Annotated in this window: 25 protein-coding genes; 12 read left to right on the forward strand and 13 right to left on the reverse strand. The window is 47.4% G+C overall.

Going from position 1 to position 25,333, the window contains the following annotated elements; all coding sequences use genetic code 11:
- Positions 1-26 precede the first annotated feature (26 nt).
- Positions 27-1,490 (reverse strand): MFS transporter, encoded by a 1,464-nt coding sequence (locus AC2VDX_RS07060; protein ID WP_378177830.1) that lies wholly within the window; start codon positions 1,488-1,490, stop codon positions 27-29.
- A 755-nt stretch (positions 1,491-2,245) separates the two neighbouring features.
- Between AC2VDX_RS07060 and AC2VDX_RS07065 the strand changes: the two genes are divergently transcribed.
- The 4 genes from AC2VDX_RS07065 to AC2VDX_RS07080 all read left to right on the forward strand — a co-directional run bounded on the left by AC2VDX_RS07065 (position 2,246) and on the right by AC2VDX_RS07080 (position 5,621).
- A complete protein-coding gene (locus AC2VDX_RS07065) occupies positions 2,246-3,451 on the forward strand; it encodes a pentapeptide repeat-containing protein (protein WP_378177827.1) in 1,206 nt (401 codons plus the stop codon).
- Positions 3,452-3,495: 44 nt separating this feature from the next.
- A complete protein-coding gene (locus AC2VDX_RS07070; protein WP_378177824.1) occupies positions 3,496-3,618 on the forward strand; it encodes a hypothetical protein in 123 nt (40 codons plus the stop codon).
- A 137-nt stretch (positions 3,619-3,755) separates the two neighbouring features.
- Entirely contained in the window at positions 3,756-3,971 is a 216-nt protein-coding gene (locus AC2VDX_RS07075; RefSeq protein ID WP_378177821.1) for a hypothetical protein, read from the forward strand.
- Between the two features lie 435 nt (positions 3,972-4,406).
- Complete coding sequence (locus tag AC2VDX_RS07080) at positions 4,407-5,621, forward strand: pentapeptide repeat-containing protein (RefSeq protein WP_378177818.1); 1,215 nt, start codon at positions 4,407-4,409, stop codon at positions 5,619-5,621.
- A gap of 307 nt (positions 5,622-5,928) precedes the next feature.
- On the opposite strand, the gene AC2VDX_RS07085 is transcribed toward AC2VDX_RS07080, so the two are convergent.
- From AC2VDX_RS07085 to AC2VDX_RS07095, 3 genes are all read right to left on the reverse strand, one after another.
- Positions 5,929-6,150 (reverse strand): hypothetical protein, encoded by a 222-nt coding sequence (locus tag AC2VDX_RS07085; protein WP_378177815.1) that lies wholly within the window; start codon positions 6,148-6,150, stop codon positions 5,929-5,931.
- A 94-nt stretch (positions 6,151-6,244) separates the two neighbouring features.
- On the reverse strand, positions 6,245-7,738 hold the full coding sequence (locus tag AC2VDX_RS07090) for an eCIS core domain-containing protein (RefSeq protein WP_378177812.1): 1,494 nt from the start codon (positions 7,736-7,738) through the stop codon (positions 6,245-6,247).
- A gap of 358 nt (positions 7,739-8,096) precedes the next feature.
- Complete coding sequence (locus tag AC2VDX_RS07095) at positions 8,097-8,429, reverse strand: STAS domain-containing protein (RefSeq protein WP_378177809.1); 333 nt, start codon at positions 8,427-8,429, stop codon at positions 8,097-8,099.
- A 125-nt stretch (positions 8,430-8,554) separates the two neighbouring features.
- On the opposite strand from AC2VDX_RS07095, the gene cbiD reads away from it, so the two are divergent.
- Both cbiD and guaA read left to right on the forward strand, forming a co-directional pair.
- Positions 8,555-9,715 (forward strand): cobalt-precorrin-5B (C(1))-methyltransferase CbiD, encoded by a 1,161-nt coding sequence (gene cbiD, locus AC2VDX_RS07100; RefSeq protein ID WP_378177806.1) that lies wholly within the window; start codon positions 8,555-8,557, stop codon positions 9,713-9,715.
- 185 nt (positions 9,716-9,900) lie between these two features.
- On the forward strand, positions 9,901-11,505 hold the full coding sequence (gene guaA, locus AC2VDX_RS07105) for a glutamine-hydrolyzing GMP synthase (protein ID WP_378177803.1): 1,605 nt from the start codon (positions 9,901-9,903) through the stop codon (positions 11,503-11,505).
- Between the two features lie 211 nt (positions 11,506-11,716).
- Here guaA and cdf31 read toward each other — a convergent pair whose 3' ends face one another.
- Positions 11,717-12,649 carry a CDF family zinc efflux transporter Cdf31 gene (gene cdf31 / locus AC2VDX_RS07110; protein WP_378177800.1) on the reverse strand — a complete coding sequence of 311 codons (933 nt, stop codon included), beginning with the start codon at positions 12,647-12,649 and terminating at the stop codon, positions 11,717-11,719.
- A 152-nt stretch (positions 12,650-12,801) separates the two neighbouring features.
- On the opposite strand from cdf31, the gene AC2VDX_RS07115 reads away from it, so the two are divergent.
- Both AC2VDX_RS07115 and AC2VDX_RS07120 read left to right on the forward strand, forming a co-directional pair.
- A complete protein-coding gene (locus tag AC2VDX_RS07115) occupies positions 12,802-13,143 on the forward strand; it encodes a hypothetical protein (RefSeq protein WP_378177797.1) in 342 nt (113 codons plus the stop codon).
- Positions 13,144-13,390: 247 nt separating this feature from the next.
- A complete protein-coding gene (locus tag AC2VDX_RS07120) occupies positions 13,391-13,783 on the forward strand; it encodes a hypothetical protein (RefSeq protein WP_378177794.1) in 393 nt (130 codons plus the stop codon).
- A 419-nt stretch (positions 13,784-14,202) separates the two neighbouring features.
- On the opposite strand, the gene AC2VDX_RS07125 is transcribed toward AC2VDX_RS07120, so the two are convergent.
- The 4 genes from AC2VDX_RS07125 to AC2VDX_RS07140 all read right to left on the reverse strand — a co-directional run bounded on the left by AC2VDX_RS07125 (position 14,203) and on the right by AC2VDX_RS07140 (position 17,065).
- The gene (locus tag AC2VDX_RS07125) at positions 14,203-14,445 is read right to left on the reverse strand and encodes a DUF4327 family protein (protein ID WP_378177791.1); all 243 of its coding nucleotides are present in this window, start codon (positions 14,443-14,445) and stop codon (positions 14,203-14,205) included.
- Positions 14,446-14,732: 287 nt separating this feature from the next.
- On the reverse strand, positions 14,733-16,412 hold the full coding sequence (locus AC2VDX_RS07130) for a glycoside hydrolase family 3 protein (protein ID WP_378177789.1): 1,680 nt from the start codon (positions 16,410-16,412) through the stop codon (positions 14,733-14,735).
- A complete protein-coding gene (gene rbfA / locus AC2VDX_RS07135) occupies positions 16,409-16,807 on the reverse strand; it encodes a 30S ribosome-binding factor RbfA (RefSeq protein WP_378177786.1) in 399 nt (132 codons plus the stop codon). Before rbfA ends, AC2VDX_RS07130 begins: the two co-directional genes overlap by 4 nt.
- Before the next feature lie 51 nt (positions 16,808-16,858).
- Positions 16,859-17,065 (reverse strand): DUF751 family protein, encoded by a 207-nt coding sequence (locus AC2VDX_RS07140; RefSeq protein WP_378177986.1) that lies wholly within the window; start codon positions 17,063-17,065, stop codon positions 16,859-16,861.
- Between the two features lie 309 nt (positions 17,066-17,374).
- Here AC2VDX_RS07140 and AC2VDX_RS07145 point away from each other — a divergent pair, with 309 nt between their 5' ends.
- The 3 genes from AC2VDX_RS07145 (at position 17,375) to AC2VDX_RS07155 (ending at position 20,323) form a co-directional block, all read left to right on the forward strand.
- Entirely contained in the window at positions 17,375-18,202 is an 828-nt protein-coding gene (locus AC2VDX_RS07145; protein WP_378177783.1) for a DNA adenine methylase, read from the forward strand.
- Between the two features lie 176 nt (positions 18,203-18,378).
- Positions 18,379-19,047 carry an SOS response-associated peptidase gene (locus tag AC2VDX_RS07150; RefSeq protein ID WP_378177780.1) on the forward strand — a complete coding sequence of 223 codons (669 nt, stop codon included), beginning with the start codon at positions 18,379-18,381 and terminating at the stop codon, positions 19,045-19,047.
- Positions 19,048-19,243: 196 nt separating this feature from the next.
- Positions 19,244-20,323, forward strand: coding sequence for a DUF3616 domain-containing protein (locus AC2VDX_RS07155; RefSeq protein WP_378177777.1), 1,080 nt, complete (start codon positions 19,244-19,246; stop codon positions 20,321-20,323).
- 139 nt (positions 20,324-20,462) lie between these two features.
- On the opposite strand, the gene AC2VDX_RS07160 is transcribed toward AC2VDX_RS07155, so the two are convergent.
- Positions 20,463-21,455 carry an SGNH/GDSL hydrolase family protein gene (locus tag AC2VDX_RS07160; RefSeq protein WP_378177774.1) on the reverse strand — a complete coding sequence of 331 codons (993 nt, stop codon included), beginning with the start codon at positions 21,453-21,455 and terminating at the stop codon, positions 20,463-20,465.
- Positions 21,456-21,844: 389 nt separating this feature from the next.
- Between AC2VDX_RS07160 and AC2VDX_RS07165 the strand changes: the two genes are divergently transcribed.
- Positions 21,845-22,042, forward strand: a complete 198-nt coding sequence (locus AC2VDX_RS07165) for a hypothetical protein (RefSeq protein WP_378177772.1) — start codon at positions 21,845-21,847, stop codon at positions 22,040-22,042.
- A gap of 108 nt (positions 22,043-22,150) precedes the next feature.
- Here the strand turns inward: AC2VDX_RS07165 and AC2VDX_RS07170 are convergent, their stop codons facing one another.
- From AC2VDX_RS07170 to AC2VDX_RS07180, 3 genes are all read right to left on the reverse strand, one after another.
- On the reverse strand, positions 22,151-22,840 hold the full coding sequence (locus AC2VDX_RS07170) for a tetratricopeptide repeat protein (protein WP_378177769.1): 690 nt from the start codon (positions 22,838-22,840) through the stop codon (positions 22,151-22,153).
- Positions 22,841-22,944: 104 nt separating this feature from the next.
- Positions 22,945-24,279, reverse strand: a complete 1,335-nt coding sequence (locus AC2VDX_RS07175) for an Nramp family divalent metal transporter (RefSeq protein WP_378177767.1) — start codon at positions 24,277-24,279, stop codon at positions 22,945-22,947.
- Between the two features lie 112 nt (positions 24,280-24,391).
- Positions 24,392-25,309 (reverse strand): cation diffusion facilitator family transporter, encoded by a 918-nt coding sequence (locus tag AC2VDX_RS07180; protein ID WP_378177764.1) that lies wholly within the window; start codon positions 25,307-25,309, stop codon positions 24,392-24,394.
- Between the last annotated feature and the right edge of the window lie 24 nt (positions 25,310-25,333).

Raw genomic sequence — 25,333 nt, forward strand, 5'->3', positions numbered from 1 at the left:
AGAACACCAACCCCTAACCCTTACCCTTATTCTGATCGATTTGTCAGTGGATCTACAGAAATCGGGACTGAAAGCGGTACAAGTTGGGGTTTCGTCGGAAAGAGCGATCGCCAAACCTTCCGAATCGGATGACTGCGATGCTCCTTGACAAATACTAAAGGCAGGATAGCCACAAGTCGTAAAACAGCGGACAGAGCAAACACGGTTGGCAAGCCACCGAAATTGTCCAACTCAGCCAGAAAGCCCCCTACAGTAGTTCCCAGTGCGCCACTGACACCCGCAACCGCCGCAGCGATCGCAAAGTAGGCAGATTGATGGCGTCCCGCTGCCACTGCCATTTGCAAATTGTTGGTACACAAGTCAATCGCTGCCCAGGTGCCACCCATAAACAGGTGTAAAAGCGGGAACCAAACCCAAACTGAAACTGGGTCAGCCCCAAGTCCCAGCCAGAGTAAAGGCGTCAGTGCGACCAACACCCCCACAAATACCAGAAGCGGACGATTCCCAATTCGGTCTGCCAGCTTCCCCCATACCACCATCATCACCAAGGTAGCCGCAGCCGTTAAACTGCTATAGAGCGTTACCCAGCTAACATCGATATTTAGGTTGTCCAGCAGGTAGAGACTGAAGAAAGGAGTGCAGATATTAACAGCAAATGCCCAAAAGCTAAAGTAAAACAGAAACCTTAAAAAATTGCCATTTTTGAGGAGAGCGATCGCACTTCCCCAACCCTCAGTTTCCCCTGCGTCGTCAGCAGTGCCGTGCTGCGTCAGCGGGTTCACATCCACCATAAAGAACTGACAGCCCAAACTAATTAACCCAATGATGACTCCCAAGCACAAGACCACACCGTAACCCTGAAGCGCCCCACCAGGCCAAGCCGACACGGCTAAACCGAGCAGCGGCACAGAGAGCAGAGTGGTCAAGCTGATAGCACTATTGCGAACGCCAAAATATCGCCCCCGCAACTGCTCCGGAACCAACGCCGCCATCCAACTGAGCCAGTTAGCACTGCCCAAGCTGCCAATGACATTGGTTGCCAAGACGATGGCTAATGTCCAGATGACCAGGCTGTGCGAATCGGTTTGGTGCCAACAATTCCAACCAATTCCCGCCACTAAAATCAGCCACAGCAGCCGCGACGGGCCGTAAATCCAGACATTAAACCAGTGGCGACTGGTGGTTCGTTCTGACAGATAAGCTCCCAGTGGTTGCAGCAAATTCACCAGCATGGGAACGGACGACAGCATCCCAATCTCCATTGGACTTGCACCCAATTGGAGCAAGAAATTACTGAGCAGGACGCCACCCGTAATGCCGCCAAACATGACAGCAAAGACAGCATCCCACGTAGACGCCTTCAGGCTAGACCGAATTTCCTGTTTGGAAAGTTTGGAGGGTGGATTGGAAGAAACTACCACTGGGGAAGCGGCGGTAGTTTCTAAAACCTCCAAAACTGGAAGAGATACGGTTTCAACTGGGACTTGCAACGGTAAACTCCTCGACTGATTTAGATACGCTGGAATCGGGAACCACTGACTTTCTCTCTACTAAACAGACCTCTTGCCGACAGCACGGACGACAGTCCTGTCTGTCTTGGCTCGAAGATGGACGTTTTAGAACGATAGACTGAGAAGTCTCCGTTGGGCAGCTTCCCGCAGTCAGATAACTTTCTCAATCCTTTGAAACAAACATTCAAAATAATAAAATCTCTCTGCCGCTAGTTAATAAATGGTAACAATCGTGACTTTGACCAGTGGACGTAAAACCAATACATCTTCGGTTAACATTTCCCCTTGGAAAGGGTGATTCGGTGGTTTCCCCTGCCCTTGTAAGGAAGGGTTAGGGGGAAAGGGAGTGTCTTTTCGGGAAAAGGATTCAGCGCCAGACTTTCCTCCCTTAAACATCTCTTTCCCACTTTTTCTACCCAAAGACTGACTGGTGACAGCACTTGGAATCTCGGCTCTCGTCGTCAGAGTAGAGTCGCTATCCCTTTTAGGGTTCCCAGGAAACCTCAGTAAATATCTACAAGCCGCTTAGTGAATCGATCGAACTGCCTTTGCCCAAATCCTTTTCTTTCAGAAAACGGGGATTTCAGCAGTTTTTTGAGAATTTGCTACCAGTATCATCTCTATATCAGGGCGCAGGAGAACCGATTTGAACCGCCAAGACATCGTCGGGTACCCTTTGTGGGTGCCTAACCAACAATCATCGCATCTGCCAAAAGAGAGGGGAGCTGAAGTGCATGGCAAACAAGCAACAGTGGGCTTTACTCAAGCAAGGAGTAGAAGCCTGGAATAAGTGGCGTAAATTGAGTCCTGGAATCTCGCCAAATCTAATTGGAGCCGATTTACGCCAGGAAGATTTGGGTGGAGTCAACCTGATGGGGGCGTCTCTGTGCAGTGCTGACCTGAGTGGAGTCAATCTGATGCAGGCATCTCTGCATCAAACAGACCTTCGGGGTGCGGATTTACGGGGAGCATACCTGAGTAAAGCGGACTTGTCAGAGGCAGATATCACTGAAGCTAATCTCAGCGAAGCCTACCTCTTTGAGGCGAACCTGAGCCGGGTAAACCTCGAAGGCGCAGATATGCACTGGGTCTACCTTGGTAAAGCCGATTTGTCTGGGGCGAATTTGATGGGGGCGAACCTCACAGAGGTAGATATGCGGGGAGCCAATCTAATCGGGGCGAACCTCCGCGAGGCGGATTTGTTCAAAGCGAACCTGATTGGGGCGGATTTACAAGGAGCCGATCTGCGCGGGACGAATTTAGGTGGGGCAAACTTGATGGGGGCAAGGTTGTTCAAGACTAACTTTGAGAATGCGAACCTGGAGGGTTGCTTAGTTTATGGGATTTCGTCTTGGGGGTTAAAGCTGGAAGGAGCCAACCAGTCAAATTTGGTGATTACTCCGCCAGGGGAACCGGCGATCGCGCTGGATAATCTGGAAGTAGCGACGTTTATTTACTTGTTGCTGAATCACCAGAAAATCCGCGAGGTTTTCCCCTCGGTTGCCTCCAATATCGTGCCGATCTTGGGCAGCTTCAAAGCAGATGGGCGGAAAGATTTGCTGGAGGGGATTCGGAATGCCCTTCGCCAACATGACTATTTGCCTTTGTCGGTGGAGTTAGAAAAAGCAGCTACGCCGGAACTCATAGAGGCAATCTCCACCGTAGCTGGGATGGCGAAGTTTATGATTGTGGATTTCACGGACGCCAGCAGCATCCCCCAAGAATTACTAAAAATTCTCCAGGGTATCCCTTTGGTGCCGGTGCAACCGTTAGTGCAAGTGAATAGCAAAGAGGCGGCTGTGTCGGAGGAGTTTCAGGAATATCCCTACGCTCAATCCATTTACCAGTATCAGAGCCTTGAAGATGCGATCGCTTCTGTAGAAGAAAAAATTATCGCCCCCGCTGAGGCGAGGGCGAAAGATTTACTGGGCGGAAGTTAGCAAAACTACCCAACGCTCAGGACACAGACGAACTCAATGGACGGGTGAAACGATTTTTAGCTGAGGGAGTCACACCCGCTTGGGTTGAAGGCGTTAGGACTTCCAAAGAATCAATCGTCTTAACAACGGCTTTCGGCACGGCAATCCCGTACCTCTACAATGGCTGACGCTGATTTTTTGCTGAAATAGCCATCTTGCTTAGGGTGTCTTCTGCAACTACGGAAGCAGGATTTGTATTTTAAGCTACAAAGTTCTGTCGGAATTGGCGTGGCACACCCGGTAAATTTTTCCAGAATTCGCGGGCGTGAGTCGAGAAAAATGTGGCAAGACTCTTGACAAAGCTCTGCCGACTTCTGCGGAAACTGGCTTTCAATTTTACCGGGTGGTTTTTCTAGAATTGCGTACCGATCGCATGAGTAAGTGCGAAGCCGATAACGAAGCTATAAAACCGACGACGGTTTTTTCAACTTACCCAAAAGCGGTTGAACGGCATTTAGTTTATGCTTTTCAGGCTAAATAAAACCCTTAGCACTATCGCTATCTGGCGATCGCTTTTACCCTCTTCTTCCGGAGTGCCCCCGTAATCTCACGTAGTTCAACACAAGAGAAGGCATCTGCCCTGATACATATTATGTCATTTTTGTCTGTACTCTTAGTAACATTTCCTGCAACATTTACCTTTAAGCTCAGTAAATATACTACTTATTTAAAGATTCTGTAAATACGCACTCTTAACTGTAGCCATATTCAAATCGTATTCCTTAAGATATAGATCACCAAATTAAACTATTTACGTGCAATTACGTACTTACTTAATTTGTTGAATCCAAACTTACAAGAATTAGTTGCCTGCAAAAGCGTGAAGTCGCTAGTCGCAATAACTTGAAGTATGCTTGGATATCTGAGTTCAAGTACTGAATGTTTCTGAATTTAGAGAGGATTTATGGAAAGCTATATGGCAAAAAACAACCTAGATTTTAAAACAAACCCTACAGTAATTGAGATTGTAACCGGGTTAAAAAATAGGACAAACAAGCAACAATTAGATTTGCTCAGACAAGGAGTGGAAGCCTGGAATGAGGAAAGACAACAGAATCCTCAAATCCAACCAGACCTAAAGATGGCTAACCTCAGAGGAGCGAACCTCAGCACAGCCAATCTCAGCGGGGCTGACCTCTCCTTAGTCAACTTCAGCGGGGCTAATCTGACCTCGGCTAACCTGAGCGGAGCCAACCTCAGCAGAGCCAACCTCAGCGGGGCAGACTTGAGATGGGCAAACTTGAGCGGCGCACTCCTAGACGGGGCTGACCTCAACGGCGCATTCCTGAACGCTGCCAATCTCAGCAAGGTAAAATTCAACAAAACCAACTTAAAACGGGCAGTCCTCAGCGGCACCAACTTGAGCAATTCACAAATCAGTGAAGCCAACTTCAGTGGGGCAGACCTGAGATGGGCAAACCTGAGACGAGCCGTTGTCAGCGTGGCAGACTTCCGCAAGGCAGACCTGAGATGGGCAAACTTGAGCGAGGCTCAGGTGGTGCGGACAAATTTAGAGAAAGCCAACCTTGAGGGGTGTTCAATATATGGGATTTCCACTTTGGGATTAAAACTGAAGGGAGCCAATCAGTTGAGTTTAGTCATCACTGCTTTTGGCGAACCCGCGATCGCGGTGGACAATCTGGAAGTTGCCGAGTTTATCAGTCTGCTGCTCAACAATCAAAAAATCCCCGATTTCAATAACACTATCTGTTCTAAAGTCATACTGGTTCTGGGTCGCTGCACGCAGGAGCGCCAGCCCATCTTGGATGCGCTTCGCAAATATAATTATTTGCCGGTGGTTATAGACTGCGAGACATCGACGAGTAAAGACCTGACGCAAACCATCTCGACGCTGGCTCAGATTTCGCGGTTCATCATTGCCGACCTCACCGATCCTAGAAGTATTCCTCAAGAATTGCACGCCATTATTCCCAATCTGCAATCGGTGCCGGTGCAGCCATTGCTGCACACTTCAGCCCATAAGGAATACGCGATGTTTGAAGATTTCCAGCGCTATCCTTGGGTGTTGGAAACTTACTGGTATAACGCTTTTGAGGAAGCGATCGCCTCTCTCAAGGACAAAGTTATTGCCCCTGCTGAAGCGAAGGCAAGGGCTTTATTGGGTGGTTGATTTGGATTAGCGGCAACCTGAGATAACCATCATTTGATCGATCATCATCCCCTCTCCGATACCTGAGCAGGGGATGATGATTGTATTCCTTCTCCGTTAACTTGTCTTTAACCGCTCTGGTCAATAAAAACACTTCCTTGTCTTGCCCCACAAACAGTCGTTTGTGAGAGTAAAACCAACATCCTCTAAGTTGATTTGGATTACTTAGAATAATCAGAACGAATCTACTAGCTGCCAGTTGCGATCGCTCTAATGACCAATGACCAATTGCCTTACCCCTACACGATGAGTGAAGGGGTTTTGCTGCCTATGATGCTTGTTGACGCAGTTTTGCGACATACTGCTCAAACTCTTTCTCAGAAAGATAATCTATTTCCCCGTCTCCCAAAGTAATCTTTGAAAGATACTGCATTGCACGCTTAAACTCGCCAGTATCCCACTCGTAGGCAAGAACATCCATGCCCCCGTCTTCCGTCTCGATTGCCTTAACGGGTCGATCTCCTACAATGCAGTAGAGTGGTAAGTCCATAATATGATGATCCGCTAGTTAACTTGATTCGCTGCTTGTACCGATTCTATTGAGTGCATACTGACATTACTCTGAGTTATCCAGTCAATGTCAATCATCCACCCGCGTTAGCTAAAGCCTGATCGTAAAGTGCTTTTGCTTCTGCATTAAGCTGCTCAATTTTTGCTCTTTCTTCTGAGTTCAAAGCCCGATCGGCTGTTTGAGCTGCTGCCTCTATTTTCCGAACCTCTTCATATATTTTATGCCCTGCACCTGACTTAACCTCTAGAATTTGGGTTAGATGAAGTTGCAATTCCGCAATATGACTATTTGATAGCTGAACGTTTAGAAGAATATCGCGATAGCCAGCCGGAGTGGGTTGTGCAAAGCGATTCTTTTCTCGCACCAGCGTTAAATTTCTATTGCATATATCTAGCCCACCCATTAAGTCAGCAAATGACTTGTAAACAATAGAACCGCGTGCAATATCTACTAATTTAGAAACATCCCCTTTGTAATCAGCCATTGTTTTCTCCATCGCTCGTTCTCGCCCTTTTAAGGCTTGAGGTAGCTTTGCCACCCCAGATGTCTCATTGGCAATTTGAGTGACTTTTTCGTACAGTTCCGGTTGAGCTTCTTCTGCTTGTTTGTAGAGTTTGTCTAAATCTCCTGCCACATCTCCACTAAATCCTGCTGTTGGCTGTGCCGGACTTTGATCGCCCTGGCGCTGAATAACGGACTTTTGCTGCGGTTGCAGCGATCGCTGCACTGCACTACCATTCTGCTGAACAACGTGAGTAAGTTCATGGGCAATCAACTCTTGCCCGCCCCGGCTTCCCGGCTCATACGCTCCCTGCCGGAAGAAAATATCCTGCCCAGTCGTAAATGCCTTCGCCTGGATTGAGTGATTCAACTGGTTAGATTGAGCATCCGTATGAATCTTCACCCCGCTGAAGTCAGCCCCAAACGCCTGCTCCATCGGTTCGCGGATACTCTGCGCCAGTGGCTGTCCGCTTCCTCGTGCCTGTTGGATGGTTGCTTCAAGATCCGGTGTAGCAGACATTCCACCCTCCCCAGACTGGCGCTGGAGCGTCGGCTTCATCTGGAGTTCTTTGTCCTCTTCTGGCATCACTTCGCGTTGGAGGGCGGATACATCCAACTTTCTCATCAAATTGTTTTCACGATTCGGCATTCCCTGTTGATGAATAGAGTTGGAGTTTTGCACCATGCTAGTTTTTATTGTTTGAGCCAACTTACTTTCGGGCTGGCTAATATCCCTTCCATAACTAGGCATCGGTGCATGAAGCCGCTGCACCACTTCTGCTGCTGTCTTGTCTGCCTCCTGTTCGTACTTATCCCCTGGCTCTCCAATCGTGAGCTTCCGTTGAATCGGTGGCGGTGTTGGTATTGGTATGTCAGGACTTTGGATTGAAATATTGGCGAAATTGTGACCAAAGCGCTGGGCACTTTCCAGTTGTGCCTGTAGGTCTGGTGTTTCGTGATGGGGTTTCGCCTGAACTGCGAAAGGGCGCGGCTGAAACTGACTATTGACTGGTAGGAAAGTAGAATTCTGCGGAGCTTTTTGAGGGTCGTGCGATCGCGTTGCCATAGTCAGACATAACCTCTTCTATTCAGTTCAGTTTAAAAATAAATTGAGAGCCATCAGGCTCATAGATAAAACCTAAGCGAGAACTCACGGTATAAGTAGAGTATATTTACGGATTTTCTAGTTTGGAAGAGCTAAATATAGATAGCAGCACAATTTAATAAATCGACTGTTGAAGAAGAAATCTATACCACCCGAAAGTTGAGTCGAGAACCGTTTTTCCTAGTCAATCCGTTAAGGCGATCGCTATGACCAATGCTGACGGGGTGACAACCTCGTCAGGTTCAATACACTTCACGGTAGGTTATTACAGCTAGCTCTGTGCTAACCTACCGATGTATCTCACGCTGATTGACAACTGCTATAACGCAAAGTTGTTCCGAGCTGATTCCAGAACTGTTTGCGTCGCCACATCCAGAAATTCAATCGAAAGATTCTTGCCTAGTGCTACGGCTCGCTTCATTCCCGCCAGTAAGCACTTGACGCCGTCCCTTTTCACGGCGTTGACTGACAGCAGATCCACTACAACGGTGTCAGTTGCCCATTCCAAGGCTTGCTCTAGAGACTTGCTGAAGGCGGGGCTGGTGACACTATCTAGACAACCGCTGGGTCTTAGCACTACTGTGCTGGGACGAATTTCTTGGCAGATGAATTGAGTGCGAGGCTTGGTGACTGAGTTCATAATGGCTTTCATGGGATTTTCTAAACTGTGTCGTCAATCGAGGAACACTAACCTATCTACAGACACATTCCAATAAAATCCCGAAGCTTCTGATGTCAAATGTCACTGTTGTCAGTGTTTGCGATCGCTATTAAACAATGATCTTCTCCCAACCTCGGTCTGGATATACATTGCCCGTGTTTGCCTGTGCCGCCGCTGTTGCCGCCCTGCGCTGGTTGCGGCAAGGTGAGCCACCGCTGGACGCCGTACCAGTGGATTTAATTGAACCCGCCGAAACGGTGTTGATTCCTATTGAGCAGGTTGCCGGTATCGGTGAGGGGATGGCGTTAGCGATCGCTCGCAGCGATCCCGGCGATAACCTTGACCTTACCCGCAACACGCCAGTCTGGGCGCTGGTAGAAATTAAAAATGAAACCTTAAACATTAAAAATGAACAAAAAGAGTTTTTAGATCCTCACTCCTCAGTCCTGATCAAAGGCGGTGAAGGGATTGGGCGTTTGGTGAGTGCTGATGACCAACCTGCTATTTATAGTTATGCTCAGCGGCTGATCCGAGAAAATTTGGGGCGGATGCTGGAACCTGACGAGAAAATCCAGGTGACGATTATTTTGCCAGAAGGGCGTCAACTCGCTCAACGCACCTCAAATGAAGCCTTTGGGGTTGTGGAAGGACTCTCCTTACTCGGAACAAGCGGCATTTCCCAACCGCTGAGTGCCCCCGGACAACTGGAGGCTTTCCGCGAGGAACTGCAACAGAAGGCTAGCTGTTTCGATTGTTTGGTGTTTTGTATCGGGGAAAATGGCTTAGATTTAGCCCAGCGGTTGGGGATTAACCCTGACAGAATGATTAAGACAGCGAACTGGCTGGGGCCATTGCTTGCATCATCAGGAGTGCAAAAAGTCAAGAATATTTTATTATTTGGCTACCACGGAAAATTGATGAAACTTGCGGGTGGGATTTTTCACACCCATCATCACTTGGCAGATGGACGCCAGGAAATTTTGACCGCTCATTGTGCGAATCTAGGTTTGCCGACGCCGGTATTGCAGGCAGTTTTGAAGAGTGCCACTGCTGAAGACGCCTTGAAATACCTGCGCCAATTGGATGCAGCAGGTAGCACCGATTGGGTGGAGCGAGTTTATGGCGCGATCGCTTATCAAATTGACAAGCGATCGCACGATTACATCCGTACTCACAGCGAACAACTCGTTACGGTTGGTTCCGTCCTGTTTGACCGCGATCGCCAAATTATCGTTAAAAGTAAAACAGGTACCTCGTTACTGTATCAAGTGTGTTAATTTTATATGAATACACATCAACTTAATAAATAGCAATAAAGAAGTTTTTTATCTGCCGCTGTTGTCAGTGGCTAATGGAATCACGCAAGTATGGCTAATAGCAATAAACAATTAGCCATACTTCCAGTCTTCAATCCACTAAAGACTATCTGTACATCCATACTCTACCTACTCAGGATAAGCCGGTGATCCAGACTGAAACACCGCCTCAAATCGAGTATTTGGGGCAACTAAATCGCCAAATTATTGTGATTCTTGACTTCGGCTCTCAGTATTCTGAACTGATTGCCCGTCGAATTCGGGAAACACAAGTTTACTCGGAAGTTCTTTCCTATCGCACCACTGCCGAACAGCTACGACAGCTAAATCCCAAGGGCATTATCTTCTCCGGTGGCCCAAGTTCAGTATATGACACGGGTGCCCCCCAGTGCGATCCGGAAATATGGAACCTGGGGATTCCCGTCCTGGGAGTCTGTTACGGGATGCAGATAATGGTGCAGCAATTGGGTGGAGAAGTCACCCGTGCTGACCGGGGCGAGTATGGCAAGGCGTCTCTATTGATTGACGATCCCACGGATTTGCTCACCAATGTGGAAGATGGCACTACCATGTGGATGAGCCACGGGGACTCTGTAACCAAGATGGCGTCTGGGTTTGAAGTGCTGGCACACACGATGAATACGCCAGCAGCCGCGATCGCTCACCACGAGAAAAAGCTGTACGGAGTTCAGTTCCATCCCGAAGTCGTCCACTCGATTGGGGGGATTGCCCTGATCCGCAACTTTGTCTATCACATCTGCGACTGCGAACCCACCTGGACGACAGCGGCATTTGTTGAGGAGACGATTCGAGAGATTCGGGCAAAAGTCGGCGACAAGCGGGTGTTGCTGGCGCTTTCTGGCGGGGTTGATTCTTCCACGCTTGCCTTTTTGCTGCACAAGGCAATTGGCGATCGGCTGACGTGCGTATTTATCGACCAAGGCTTCATGCGTAAGTATGAACCAGAACGATTGGTGAAGCTGTTCCACGAGCAATTTCACATTTCTGTCGAGTATGTGCAAGCACGCGATCGCTTCCTCAATCAAATTGAAGGAATCACCGATCCTGAAGAAAAGCGCCGCCGCATCGGGCACGAATTTATCCGCGTATTTGAAGAAGAATCTCGACGCCTCGGCCCCTTTGACTACCTTGCCCAAGGCACTCTCTACCCCGACGTGATTGAATCAGCTGACACGAACGTCGATCCCAAAAGTGGCGAACGGGTGGCAGTGAAAATTAAGAGTCATCACAACGTCGGCGGCTTGCCCAAAGACTTGCGCTTCAAGTTGATCGAACCTTTGCGAAAATTGTTCAAAGATGAAGTGCGAAAAGTCGGTCGCTCAATTGGATTGCCAGAGGAAATTGTACAACGGCAACCCTTCCCCGGCCCCGGACTGGCGATTCGCATCTTGGGCGAAGTCACAGCAGAACGGTTAAATATTCTCCGGGATGCTGACTTAATTGTTCGTCAGGAAATTAATCGCCAGGGGATGTACCACGACTTCTGGCAAGCTTTTGCTGTGTTGCTGCCCATCCGCAGCGTGGGCGTGATGGGCGATCAGCGTACCTACGCTTACCCGATTGTCTTGCGTTTTGTTTCCAGCGAAGATGGCATGACTGCAGATTGGTCGCGTGTTCCCTACGATTTGTTGGAAACGATTTCCACCCGAATTGTGAATGAAGTTCGGGGTGTGAATCGCGTGGTTTACGATATTACTTCTAAGCCACCTGGAACTATCGAGTGGGAATAAAAAGTTGTAGGGTGGGCAATGCCTACCCTGGTAAATTTGTAAGGATTTTTAACGCTCTCGGTACGCAAAGTTTAAGAGATGGCGCTAAAGCTCCGTCTCTTTTTGGCGTGACAGGAGCGTTTCAAATTTATTTTTAGATAAATTATGTTTTCTTTAACTTTTGTGGAAAACTCGTAAAATTCTGTGGAAAAGTCCCCTCGTCTGTGGAAAACTACCTAGATTTTGATTCTGCTTCGTAGGTAATTTGATCGGATTGGTAAGCAGGTGGCTCGATGTGAATCAAAATTCGGACTGGGCTAAATCTTTCTTTTAGGCGGTTCTCGACTTCTTCTGTAATTTGGTGGGCAGTTTCTACATCGGTGGCGTCTACAATCAAGTGCATTTCTATAAATGCCTGACGCCCGACAACGCCTCTAGAAGCAATTTCGTGACAGTTAATGACTCCTGGTACTTGGATGACGATCTCATGGATTGCTTCTGGCGCGATCGCTATCTCATCTACTAGCCAGGGCAAATTATCTTTGATAACCTTCCAACCACTGCGAAACACCAACAAGGCAACGGGAAAGGATAGAAAGATATCCAACCACTGAAGTTGTGGCAGATTGAATACCTGTCCTTGCCAGACGCCAATCAACCCCGCCAAAACAGCGATCGTTACCCAAACATCACTCATGGTGTGCTGGGCATCTGCAATCAAAATGGGGCTGCCCACCTGCTGCCCAACATGGCGCTCGTAGAAGGTGACAAAAATATTTACGCCTAGCACAATCAGCAGCAACCACAGCTGTGAGGGCGAAATTATGACGGGTTTACCGCCGCCGCTGAGGATTCGTTCAATTGCCCCTTGCAGAATTTCAAAGCAGGCAATCCCTAAGAAGGCGGCAATTCCCAGCGCTCCCACGGCTTCAAATTTCTGGTGTCCGTAGGGATGATCCCGATCGGGTTGGGGGGAAGAAAATCGGCTAGCAATTAATCCCAAAATGTTGTTGGCGCTATCGGTGACGCTATGCAATGCATCCGCTAGCAAGCTGAGCGACCCCGTCCACGACCCCAGCACTGCCTTCAACGCCATTACGAACAGATTGAGCAGTAGGGTAATGATTAAAACCTTACGCACTGCCGAGCGGTTATCTGCTACCACAGAATTTTCCTCACTCGTCATCTATAGTTCTATGGCATTCAGTCTAAAGCTTATGGCTTCACGTTGCATCTATCCCCTTGTAAATGCTGTCAGTTCTGAGTTATGAGTGATAAGTTAATTCAAAACTCAAAATTCAAAACTATTGATTGCTCATGTCTCCTTCACAACTCATCCTTAACTTGGTTGAAGGTTCTGTTTCCTTCAGCTTCACGCCCCAGGCAGCGCGGGATTTACAAGGCGCGATCGCTCAGTTGATGCAGAGTCTCAAGGTGATTGCTGGTGGCGGCGGCAAAACCAATCCTCAAAAACCAATGGAATATCGATACACCGGGGATGTCTTTCTAGAGATTTTCTGCAATCCCAATATCTGGCCCACTCCCTTTGCCGCTAAAGTTCTGATCGTCCTCCGAGATGACCGCATTCGCCTGACCACTGAGGCAGAACTCACTCGCTTAATTGAGGATGTTAATCAGTATTTGGAACAGATGGGTTAAAACTGGGCGGGCAAATGGTTTCTTTAGGTTCTTCCTTAGGAGGGATGCTACTACCCTAATAAGTAAGCAAAATGTCCCCTTGTGTGTGCTAAATGGTAGCATTAAAATTCCAGATCCGGCGCTTGTTTACTCACTTGGCGGTCAGCCGAAAGCTAGCAACTTAAAAGTGAGTTGTGCCGATCGGTTATCTATTCTTAGCGATCGCCAAGGGCTGTCTAACCTTTATTCAATCTGACTGATTTATCTAATGAACTCTAATAATCTTCTGGAGTTAGTACAAAAAGGTTTTCGCGTTACTTTGGGTGCAACCGCTTCTCTGGTTGAGAGCGTACAAGACACTCAAAAGCGAGAACAAAATCTTGAGCTGCTAAAGTCTGACGTAAATCTGGTGGTTCAGCAGTTAGCAGAAAAAGGAGAGATTACGGAGCAAGAAGCCCGCAGTTTCCTGAATTCTCTAATGGCGCAAGCCAATGATGCAGGCAGCACACAATCTTATGGAACCCCCAGCACCCCTGCCACAACGCCGGTGACAACTGTTGTCCAGCCAGATGTGCAGCTAGAGCTAGAGGAGCTAACTGCACAAATTGCTGCGATGCGAACTGAGTTAGAAAAGCTGCGCGATCCCAACTCAGGAATTTAGTCAGGGATTGCCAGCAGCTTTATCAAAACAGTTGTCGGGCTTGCTCTTAGAGGAGATCCGAAAGTTTGTGCAAAGCAAAACGAAGAGTTGAAGCGTAGTCTAGCATCTCGGTTTGAGCAGAGATCCTGCAAAGAGATCGGCGCGATCGCAGCGCAATTGTTTATGACAGCACTTACGTTAACGCTCCACGGCGTTCCGCTCAGAATGACATTTTTACTTTTCGGATAGGTCTAAGAGACGAGCTTAATTATTCGCACTTGAAAGAATCAGAATATTCACCAAACCAGTCTAAGTAAGAATCGACAGGTGAGGGAGTAAAAGCAGTCTTTCCTTAAGCTCGGACAAGCGTAGAATCAAGCTTGTCCTGAGTTTCACTGTTTCCAGTGGAACTGTAGGATTGTCTTAAAGGTAAAAAAATATCAATCGTTTTCCCATTCTTCTTGCCCCATCAGATCGCCGATGCGATCGCGGAGTAAGATATTGCATCTTTCTAATTCACACTCAACGCAAACCCACTCCCGCGCAGGGATGTACTGACACAGAACGTAGATAGGTTGCTGACGAGTCACAATTCCCTTTCCCACCAAGTGACGGGCTTCTTCTTGAAGAACGTCGATGGAGTATTGCACAGATGATTTAGGCGGCATTGTATCAACAGTCATGGTCTCAGCCTCGAAACTAACGAGCTACGACTATAACTTAATATAATCCAATACTGCTTAGCGCGGAAATAATTTTTGAACAGTATATCAAGTTACAAATAAATTTATTCGTTTAATCACAATTGCAAAAGTCAGGAAACTTTGACATAAAAATACGTCCTTATGCTGATGAAATTGTCGAAGAACGGCTTTATTTATAATTAAGGCTAGTATTTGCAAATTTAAGACACAGTAAATAATCGGTTATGACATTGATTAACCAATGTTAATCAATGTGCTGCTGAGTGCTAAATGCTTAGGGTTGGGGAACCGAACAAAACTTCAAGGGCGATCGCCTGAGCCGCTGGCATCTGCCCGTAAGAAAATACACAGGGGATATTTGGGGGCAGATGTGGGAGAAACTGTTCTAGAAGATAAGGACTGCCGTAAATTACTAGCGCTTGAAGTTCGGCGTTTCCTAATAGTTTTTTAAACAAGTCCTGAGCCAACGGCGTCAAGCCAGCACTGCCTCGGAAAGGATTCCCACGGATGAATAGCTGGAGTAGGGTAGGTTGGACATCTAGACCTGATTTATGATAAAATACCCAGCCAGGAATTAAGGTGGTGTTGGGGTCGAGCAGTTGGAGTTGATAGCCGTGCTGTTTTGGCAGAACCACAGCCGGTGCCTGTTTATCGAGAAAATCACAATTCAGGGCGTCATCCACCACGATTAAGTTGCGTAAGTTGCCCTGACTTGGAAGCAAAGGGATTTCGCCATGAACGACTAGCGCCTCTCGTACGATGTTGGCAGCTGTGGCGAGGGCGTGTGGTTGAGCCAGTTGGAGGAGATGGGGCAAGAATGGGGAACGCCCTTGCTTTTGTACTCCAGACGCGATCGCCCTTGTCTCTACAAGCGGCTGTGCTGTGCCTTGTTGGACTCGGCGCTTGGCTGTCCAGATGCGCTCGACAGAGGCACGAATTCGCGCCTCTGAAATGCGTCCCTGTGCCACCGCATCGCACACCGCTTGGATAGCACCAGTAGGATCGACTGGCATCAGCAAAATATCCGCACCAGCTTCGACGGCTAAGACTGGGGCTTCATTGGCTCCATAGCGGTTGGCGATCGCTCCCATCACCAATGCATCGGTAACAATTAATCCTTCAAATCCCAGTTGTTGCCGCAACAGTTGAGTCAAAATCGGGTGGGAAAGCGTGGCGGGGCGTTCGGCATCCCAAGCCGGGATCAGGAGATGGGCACTCATCACGGCGTCCACACCGGAGGCAGGTCTTATCGCTTCTTGAAAGGGCAGCAACTCAATCTCAGCCAGCCGCGCCGGGGAATGGGGCAAGACAGGCAAATCTAGATGGGAATCTACCGCTGTATCGCCATGTCCGGGAAAATGCTTGGCAGTCGTTAACACCGGATAAGCTTTCGCCCCCCGGATGAAAGCAGACGCCAGTTGACTCACTTCCTCTGGGGTTTCGCCAAACGCCCGGACGTTAATCACTGGATTACTGGGATTGTTATTCACATCCACAACTGGCGCAAGCACCCAGTTGATGCCAATCGCTAGCGCTTCCGAGGCGATGATGCCTCCCATTTGTTCGGCGTATTCTAAGGCTTTACAGGCATCTTTCCGGAACACTGCCCCGATTGCCATCGGTGGCGGAAACCAAGTTGCCCCAGAAAATCGTTGCCCGACGCCTTCTTCAATATCAGCCGCGATCAGCAATGGGATTTTTGCCCAAGCTTGGAGTTGTTGCGATCGCAGCGCTAATTCTCCAGCACTGCCTCCCAACAAAATTACACCCCCGACGCCCAAATCCTGCAACCAGTGTTGCAGAACTGCCGCCGGTGGTTCCCAAGCTGGATACTGAATTTGGTGGTCGAACAGGTAGCCTGACGCCCGTACCACGACCATTTGCGCTACCTGTTCTGCCAGGGAGAGAGATTCCCACTCAGGCAGCAACCCTGCCACAGATTTCAATCTTCTGCCTCAACGATGTCTTCTTCCACACTCTCAGCCGGACGCCCTTGATTGAGCTGATTCAGCAAAGACAAAATGCGATCCCCCCTTTCCAGAGAACGATCTTCCTGAAACATTAACTCTGGCGTCCGACGCAGCCGCAACCGTTGACCGAGTTCGCTGCGGACAAAGCCAGTTGCTGCTTTTAACCCAGCCATCGTTTCTTCCCTTGCTTCCTCGGTGCCATAGATGCTGACGAAGATTTTAGCGTGTTGCAGGTCGCCTGACACATCCACATCGGTGACGCTGACCATGCCAGCACCCACCCGATCATCTTTGATTTCGGTTAGCAGCATTTGGCTGATTTCGCGTTTAATCAGTGCGGCAACGCGAGAAACGCGGCGACTTGTAGCCATAATCATCTGCTGCCTTTAAGACAGTGTGAGCAATGCTTTTACTCATCCTACCTAAATCGGACTCACTCCCAGCATCGCCCGTAGGGTTAGGGTAATAAAAGTTAAGGCTGCCACCAAAAAGCCAATCAAAGCGATCGCGCTGGTTCGATTCTTGAGCAGCGGTCTCAACCACCCAAAGGTATAAAAGAATATGCCCAGGATGATGGTGACAAAGTAGCGGGGGTAGCGAGAGATATTTTCCCAAAAGCCATCAAACATATTATTTAAAGCAGCCGACACAAAAAGCGGCTATAAGTTACTGCATCTTAACTGGTAACATTTGTCTGCGAGTTCGACAAGCTCGGTATCGCCCCTAAACGGGATTTCGTTGACAGACTGTTTGTTCACGCGTCCGGTGGTAGCAGGCTACCACCCGCTATACTTGTGCCACCCCGACATTGACCCATAAGCGCGATGTCATTTTTTTCCCCTTGCCGACCCCGTTGGAAATTTTAAATTCAATTATATCCCCCCAATTCCACAACAACTGTTACAAACACTTTTGATTTTTTAGATAGCTAGAAGGCAATGTCAACTCAGGCGACACAACAAAAAATAGCGCGTCCCTTTCTAAAATGGGCTGGTGGAAAAAATCGGCTAATTCAGCAATATATTCCCTATTTCCCCCCAGAATTTACAACTTACTATGAGCCATTTTTGGGCGGCGGCGCTCTCTTCTTTCATTTGCTGCCCAAAACATCTATTTTAACGGATATTAATGCCGAGTTAGTAAATGCTTTCCGAGAAGTGAGGGATGAAGTCGAGCCGCTAATTGCATTCTTGCACAAGCATCAAATGAATCACAGTAAGGAGTATTATTACTGCATGCGCTTGATGCATATTAGCACCCCTCTAGAAAGAGCTGCTCGATTTATTTACCTCAACAAAACTTGCTTTAACGGGTTATATCGAGAAAACTCAAAAGGGGAATTTAATGTTCCTATCGGTAAATACAAAAATCCAAAAATTTGTAATGCAGCTTTACTCAGGTCAGTTTCCGCTGCACTTCAGAGTGCCCAGATTGATGTTAGACCTTTTGAAGCTGTCTTGGAATCTGCTTGGACTTGTCAAGATTTTGTTTTCTTTGACCCACCTTATCATCCTCTAAGCCCTACCAGTAACTTTACCGCCTATAGCCGTAATTCTTTTAATGAAGCTGACCAAATTCGACTCAGGGATGTCTTTGTAGAACTTGCGCGTCGTGGAGTTAAAGTTATGCTTTCTAATTCTGACTGTCTGTTTATCAGAAACATTTACGGCGATTTCAAGATTCACGAAATATCAGCTTCTAGAATGATTAACTCTAATGCTAAAAAACGGGGCAAAATATCTGAGTTATTAATTACTTCCTACTAAAAATAACTATTTTACCCCTAAAAAAGTAGATGAAAAAGCAAAATATTCGTCCTGCAATTTTCCTATTTTATTGGTCTTTGTTATAATTGTATGTATGTACCATTCGACCGTTAAAGTGGTAATCGTTCGATTGAAATAGGCTTGCCACTTCGTAATTTACCGCATGGGATAGAAGTATGTGTGGAAGATTTACCCAAAGTAAGTCCGCTGAGACAATCGCCCAAGCATTCCAGGTAAATAATGTTCCTCTCCTGATGCCTCGTTATAACATTGCGCCCACCCAGCCAGTACAGACAGTTTTACAAAATACAGAACAGTCTCAACGACAGTTCAAAATGTTGCATTGGGGGCTGATTCCCCGTTGGGCAAAAGATCCAAAAATGGGAGCAAAACTGATTAATGCACGGGCGGAAACGGTAACGGAAAAACCTGCTTTTCGGGCAGCTTTTAAACAACGGCGTTGCTTAGTAGTGGCGGATGGTTTTTATGAATGGAAGCAGCAGGACGGGAAAAAGCAGCCATTTTATTGTCGCGTGAACGATGGACAACCTTTCGCCTTTGCTGGTTTGTGGGAGCATTGGGAAGGAGAGGATGGTGAGGCAATAGATTCTTGCACGATTTTGACCACAGAACCTAATGAGATAATGCGCCCTATTCACAACCGAATGCCAGTCATTCTCGATCCAAAAGATTATGATTTGTGGTTGGATTCAAAGGTGCAAAAGCCGGAGTTATTGCAGCCTTTGTTGCGCCCATATTCAGCAGAAGAAATGGCGGCTTATCCAGTCAGCACAAAGGTAAATAAGCCAGTGAATGACAGTTCGGAGTTGATCAATAGCCTTTAAGCGATCGCACTATCATGACTCTCATGATAGTAGGATGGGTATTGACCGCCTTACTTGTGTATGATTCGGTGCGCGATCGCCTCCTTAAATACTTACAAAAATTATGTCTTCCGGTAGAGGGCAAACAACAGTCATGCGTGAGCTATGCTGGCAGTGACTTCTATCGATCCCCAACCCTTTTAGGAAAGCAGCAGTTATGCCCGAAAGTTTTTTGCTCAGTCGCGTACTAATTCGCTTCAACGGCAAAGCTGATGAACCTCTTAGTGCAGATTTATCGGCGGTTGCTGTGACACCTGATGGCAGCTTGTGGGTAGGTTCTGATGAAACAAGAACGATTGAGCGCTTATCCCCTGTCGAGCCATGTATTTTCGGCAAACATCAGCAATTTTTTGTTAAAGATTTCATCGATTTATTCGATCCGGAAGGCGAAATCGATATTGAGGGAATGGATTATACAAACCATTATCTTTGGTTCATCGGTTCCCACAGTACAAAGCGGAAAAAAATGAAGGGCAAAGACCTTGAGAAGGATCTTGATAAACTAGCAACCATAAAGTTTGAGGCAAACCGTTATTTACTCGCCCGTATTCCTGTAGTAGACGGTGAATTATCTAAATCCGCCTCGCACCCAGAACAGCCCGATAAAAAACTGACAGCAGCCTGTCTGCAAAAGATAGAAAATAGTAACGTTCTGATAGAAGCACTCAAACAAGATCGGCACTTAGGGCCATTTCTAACAAATTCTATTCCCTCTAAAGAAAATGGATTTGATATCGAAGGTTTAGCCATTCGGGGAGACCGGGTTTTTATCGGCTTGCGAGGCCCTGTACTGAGAGGCTGGGCAATTATTTTAGAGGTGGAAGTTGCAGAAACAGCGCCAGGAATTTTAACGCTGAAGAAAATAGGAAAAGATGGGCAGCAATACAAAAAACATTTTGTAGAGTTGAATGGGTTAGGTGTGCGGGAACTGTGTCTGGATGGTGAAGACTTGATTGTTCTAGCGGGACCCACGATGGATCTAGAAGGTTCGCTGAGAGTCTTCCGCCTAAAAGATGCCTTAGAGCGTGATGAAAACAGCGTATCTTGGCAGAAAGAGGGAGAGTTAGAAGTTTTGTTTGACCTGCCTTTCAGATTTGGTTCAGACCATGCGGAAGGGTTGGCACTGTTTCCCTGTTTAGGGCAACCAAATTCTCTTTTGGTGGTTTATGATTCACCTGATGAGAATAGAGTTTTGAAGCCGAATGGTATTTTCGCAGATGTCTTCAGATTGAAGTGATATTAATTTAGCTGCTAATGGCTAATTGCATTGCGGATTATTAGCCATTAGTAAAACAGAAAAATGCGAACTGACTTTTTGGAGCGCTTCGCGATCGCGTCCTTTGCATACCAGCCACTCAGGAAAAAGCGATCGCTTCTTAGGATTTGTTTTTCATCCCCTGAATGCGCTTCACGATTAACCCACCACCGACAGCACCCAAGATAATCCCGCCTAGGGCGATGGGTTCAACAGTGGTTTGAGAGCTAGAAACTGCGCGAGGTTCGGGCGTAGATTTTAGTGCTGGAAAGGCTAATTCTACAAATAATTTGTGGGCGGCAGTGGTTGGATGAATGCTATCCCAAAATAAATATTCCTTTGGATTGTTACATATTTTGGCTCTGCTGAGGCAGGCGTTGGTTACATTCGTGAAACCGAATTTTTTTGGATTGTTGGTGACTTGATGAAAGAGAGAATTGACATCAAGATAGGTGATTTTGATATCGGAGGTGAGTTGCTGACGTAAACCCTTGAGGGATGCGGCTAATCCAGAGTTATGCTTCTTCGTTAAAACGTTGAGAGAGTCGGAACGTTGAGTTGTGCGCGTGCTGGGAAGCTTTCCTAAATCTGGCAAGTTAACGACTACGATATTTTTTGCGCCAGCTGCGGATAAGGACTTCACCGCGATCGCTACATTGTTAATTGGCGCGGTAGAGTCGGTAGCACCTTTGAGGTAATCATTAGCACCAGCCCATACAATATACAGAGCCTTCGGGTTAGCAGAGGAATGGGTTGCTTTAAAGCTCTGGATTTGTGTCAGCAATCCGGGGGGAATTTGCCTAGAATTGCCTGTGGTAGCACCTCCGTAGGCGAAGTTAGTCTCTGTACTCGGTTTTAATTTCAGCTTAGAGGCGAGATAATCTGCCCAAATAGGGCCATTGGAAAAGCGTCCTCGAAAGTAAGGTGGGTTTGGCGGATATTCCCCGTTGGTAGCTTTGTACACATTGCCAACATCGGAGAGGCTATCCCCAAAAACATAAATCTGATTAAAATTCTGTGCCGAAACCGCATTCGGAAATCCCAAAACGCTGAAGAGCGTGAGAAGCGCCAGGACGCGCCTAGGCAATGCGATCGCACCTGCAACAGTAGCCATCCACAACTTTTTCATCAAATCCCTACAAACTCCGATTAGAGCTATCACCAGTCGCTTTCTCCTTGTAGCAAAGTTTCTGGAAGATGGCTGAGCGTAAGGGTAGCGATCGCTCTACGTAACTAATACTCGAAGAAGCGCAACTCGCTATGACGACGACAGACTATGGTTGTCATCTGCAACCCATGCATGAGCGCGAACTGACTTTTTGGAGCGCTTCCCTATCGCGATAGCGAAGCGCTGACTTGTCAGTTCGCGCTCAGGGACTTTTAAGGCTTTACTCTAACTCATGTTTTAAAAATGTAACTTTAGCTACTTTTTATTTAAAATGTCATTAAAATATGACTTATACGGTCTTACCCCGCACCCGTCCTATCAGCTGAGGTTTCCTTATGCCAGAACTTATCTGTACTGTTCCCGTTCCCAGAACCCCGCAAGAATTGGAACAGGCCGTTAAGCAATACATAGCCAGCGATATAAGGGGTACCGAACTCCTTTGTCAGTGGCAAGCCATCCGCGATGCATCCCTAGATCAAGACTTATACGTGCCTGCTGATAGCGACCAAGTTGCAGGCGAAGACAGCTATTAAGTTACATTTATTGACACAGACTGGGTGCTTAAGGTACCCAGTCCAGACATTTATTAATACTTTTTTCGATCGGTCTCTTAAAGCTTGGTAGACATCGGCGATCGCGCGTCAGATGTGGTCTGCCGCCTCAATACTTCTAATGAAATTCATGGTTTCTTGATAGCCAACCGCATTCCCTTGGTCTGAAAAGAGTTGTGCCGCCTTCTGTAAGTCTGCGATCGCTTTCGGCTTGTTTCCCAAGCGGTAATGCACTAATCCTCGGTTGCCATAGGCTTCAGCCAGGGTAGGATTGAGCAGAATTCCCCGATTGTAATCCGCGATCGCACCCCTTAAGTTTCCTTGCTCAGAGCGGGCTAGCCCCCGGTTGTAGTAAGCCTCGACAGAATTTGGATCGAGCCGCACAGCGATCTCAAAATCCGCCATCGCTGTTTTGAGATCGCCTAGTTCTGCATGAACATTTCCCCGTTTGTTATAGGCATCGGCATGATCGGGATCGATTTGCAGTGCTTGGTTAAAATCTGCTATTGCAGCCTGATAGTCTCCGAGTCCAACACGGGCAAGACCACGGTTGCAGTAGGCTTCCATCAACTTGGGATTTATCTCTAGGGCTTGGTTAAAGTCCTCAATCGCTCCCTGGTAGTCTCCTCTTTCAACCTTGTCTCCTCCCCGATGGAAAAAGTCCTCGGCATTCATCCGGATTACTGGTGTTTGCGGTGGTTGAGCTTGGACAGCAAAAGTTGTTCCCCCCAGTAGAGTGGCTAACGCTAAAATAGCAACATTTTTGTAAATGAAGTTCATCGTTTTACTGGCTCCACAGCAGCGAAATCGTGTTGAAATGGCAGCGAATCCCGACTCTCTAATAGTAATTTCTATTAGAACCAATCAATTACCGGAAAAACACATTACGGACTGGGAGACAACCAGCCTAAAAAAGTTTGCAAGAGCAGCCAAAGATTTAAGCCGACAATGATCGTGGTAACTAACCAACCTAAAGACTTCAACCAAAAAGGATTCACAAAATCACCCATTAAGCGGCGATCGCTCGTAAACATCACCAATGGAATCACCGCAAACGATAACTGTAAGCTTAAAACTACTTGGCTCAAAATGAGTAAACTGCCTGTACTTTTCTCACCAAAAAAAATAATTACAATCAAAGCCGGAACAATGGCAATTAACCTAGTGGCTAAACGACGTAACAATGGAGGAAGACGCAGCTGCAAAAAACCTTCCATCACAATCTGCCCAGCCAAAGTGGCAGTCAGCGTTGAACTTTGTCCTGAAGCAAGTAAGGCGATGCCAAAGATGGCACTAGCAGCACTCACTCCTAACAAGGGTGAAAGTAATTTATAGGCATCTTGAATTTCTGCCACATCCTGATTACCAGAAAAATGAAACGTGGCAGCAGATACAATTAAAATCGCTGAATTAATAAACAATGCCAAAGACAAAGCCACAGTCGAATCAATCGTGCCAAACTTAATCGCTTCCCACCTTTTTTCAGCCGTTGGCTGCCAATCGCGAGTTTGCACAATTGAGGAATGTAAATATAAGTTATGCGGCATCACCGTTGCACCTAAAATGCCTATAGCGATGTAGAGCATTTCGGGGTTTTGTAAAATCTCGGTTTTGGGCATATACCCAAGTAAAATTCCCCCAGCATCAGGTCGGGAGAAAATAATTTCTGCGGCAAAACAAACGCCTACTGTTGCTACTAGGGTAATCACCAAAGCTTCCACATAGCGAAAACCTTTACCTTGCAGGAATAGCAATACGAGTACGTCCAGTGCGGTGATGCACACCCCCCACACTAGGGGAATCCCAAATAAGAGCTGCAGAGCGATCGCGCTGCCTAGGAGTTCTGCTAAATCACAAGCAGCGATCGCAATTTCACAAAGTACCCATAAACAAAAGTTCACACGCGGGCTGAAATAGTCCCGACAAGCCTGCGCCAAATCTCGCCCAGTTGCAACGCCCAAACGCACACACAGCGATTGCAGCAAGATAGCCATCATGTTCGACAGCAGGATGACTGTCAATAATGCATAGCCAAACCTAGACCCCCCAGCGATGTCTGTTGCCCAGTTACCAGGGTCCATGTATCCCACTGAAACCAGATACCCTGGTCCCGAATAGGCAAGCATCCTGCGCCAGAAGCTTTTGACATTGGGAACGGAGATGCTGCGATGGACTTCAGGAAGGCTTGGTTTCCTTGCAGAATTCTCAGAAAAGGGCATTTATTTTAGATAACTAGCTTTTCATATTGTTTTCATAATTGTAGAGCTAGTCGTCAAGGCATCATCACTCTAAAGAAATATAAAGTGAACGACTTATGGCTGCCCTTCAAACTTAGTGGTCTGGGGCTAACGTACAGGGATGATTGGGGTCGCCAGTCTCGACTTGAAGGGTAGCGTGTTCGATGCCGAAATGGTCGTGGAGCTGCTTGCAAGTTTGGGTCAAAAAAGCATCGCCAGGGAACCCTGTTGGCATCACAAGGTGAGCTGTGAGCGCTGTTTGGGTCGTACTCATCGCCCAGATGTGGAGGTCGTGGACTTGGGCTACACCGGGAAGTTCAGCCAGATAAGTTCGCACCAGGGACGGTTCAATCCCCTCCGGCACAGCATCAAGCGCCAGGTTAATGGAGTCTTTCAGTAATTGCCAAGTACCGACAACGACGACTGCAACAATGATCAAGCTCACTACTGGATCGAACCAAAGCCAACCAGTGGCAATAATGGCGATGCCAGCCAAGACAACACCCACAGAAACCAGAGCATCAGCAGCCATGTGCAAAAAAGCCCCTCGAATATTTAAGTCTTTCTTGCGACCTGACAAGAACATTAGGGCGGTTGCGGTGTTAATAATGATTCCGACAACCGCAACTCCGATAACTGTCTCCCCTGCTACCGGACTAGAATCGCTAAAGCGTCGAATCGCTTCCCAAGTAATGCCGCCCATCGCCACGAGGAGGATAATCGCGTTTAACAGAGCAATCAAAATAGAGGAACGACGCAGCCCGTAAGTATAGCGTTGGGATGCCCGACGACGGGTCAAAATGCTTGCTCCCCAAGCTAGCACCAGACCCAGGACATCGCTTAAGTTGTGACTCGAATCGGCAAGAAGCGCCAGAGAATGAGCAAGAACCCCATAAACTGCCTCAACAATTACGAAACCCAGATTCAGAATTATGCCAATCGCAAAGGCTCGATTGTAATTGGCGACACCATGCTCGTGCCCGTGATGTCCGTGTTCGTGGCTGTGTGCCATCAGTTTATACTCACTATTTGGCAG

It is taken from the genome of Coleofasciculus sp. H7-1 (assembly GCF_057473865.1).

Bases quoted from the DNA above. Each gene is read 5' to 3' on its own strand.
- AC2VDX_RS07065 (WP_378177827.1), top strand. From the start codon at position 2,246: ATGGCAAACAAGCAACAGTGGGCTTTACTCAAGCAAGGAGTAGAAGCC.
- AC2VDX_RS07080 (WP_378177818.1), top strand. From the start codon at position 4,407: ATGGCAAAAAACAACCTAGATTTTAAAACAAACCCTACAGTAATTGAG.
- AC2VDX_RS07085 (WP_378177815.1), bottom strand. From the start codon at position 6,150: ATGGACTTACCACTCTACTGCATTGTAGGAGATCGACCCGTTAAGGCA.
- AC2VDX_RS07090 (WP_378177812.1), bottom strand. From the start codon at position 7,738: ATGGCAACGCGATCGCACGACCCTCAAAAAGCTCCGCAGAATTCTACT.
- AC2VDX_RS07095 (WP_378177809.1), bottom strand. From the start codon at position 8,429: ATGAAAGCCATTATGAACTCAGTCACCAAGCCTCGCACTCAATTCATC.
- cbiD (WP_378177806.1), top strand. From the start codon at position 8,555: ATGATCTTCTCCCAACCTCGGTCTGGATATACATTGCCCGTGTTTGCC.
- AC2VDX_RS07115 (WP_378177797.1), top strand. From the start codon at position 12,802: ATGTCTCCTTCACAACTCATCCTTAACTTGGTTGAAGGTTCTGTTTCC.
- AC2VDX_RS07120 (WP_378177794.1), top strand. From the start codon at position 13,391: ATGAACTCTAATAATCTTCTGGAGTTAGTACAAAAAGGTTTTCGCGTT.
- AC2VDX_RS07125 (WP_378177791.1), bottom strand. From the start codon at position 14,445: ATGACTGTTGATACAATGCCGCCTAAATCATCTGTGCAATACTCCATC.
- rbfA (WP_378177786.1), bottom strand. From the start codon at position 16,807: ATGGCTACAAGTCGCCGCGTTTCTCGCGTTGCCGCACTGATTAAACGC.
- AC2VDX_RS07140 (WP_378177986.1), bottom strand. From the start codon at position 17,065: ATGTTTGATGGCTTTTGGGAAAATATCTCTCGCTACCCCCGCTACTTT.
- AC2VDX_RS07145 (WP_378177783.1), top strand. From the start codon at position 17,375: ATGTCAACTCAGGCGACACAACAAAAAATAGCGCGTCCCTTTCTAAAA.
- AC2VDX_RS07150 (WP_378177780.1), top strand. From the start codon at position 18,379: ATGTGTGGAAGATTTACCCAAAGTAAGTCCGCTGAGACAATCGCCCAA.
- AC2VDX_RS07155 (WP_378177777.1), top strand. From the start codon at position 19,244: ATGCCCGAAAGTTTTTTGCTCAGTCGCGTACTAATTCGCTTCAACGGC.
- AC2VDX_RS07160 (WP_378177774.1), bottom strand. From the start codon at position 21,455: ATGGCTACTGTTGCAGGTGCGATCGCATTGCCTAGGCGCGTCCTGGCG.
- AC2VDX_RS07165 (WP_378177772.1), top strand. From the start codon at position 21,845: ATGCCAGAACTTATCTGTACTGTTCCCGTTCCCAGAACCCCGCAAGAA.
- AC2VDX_RS07170 (WP_378177769.1), bottom strand. From the start codon at position 22,840: ATGAACTTCATTTACAAAAATGTTGCTATTTTAGCGTTAGCCACTCTA.
- AC2VDX_RS07175 (WP_378177767.1), bottom strand. From the start codon at position 24,279: ATGCCCTTTTCTGAGAATTCTGCAAGGAAACCAAGCCTTCCTGAAGTC.
- AC2VDX_RS07180 (WP_378177764.1), bottom strand. From the start codon at position 25,309: ATGGCACACAGCCACGAACACGGACATCACGGGCACGAGCATGGTGTC.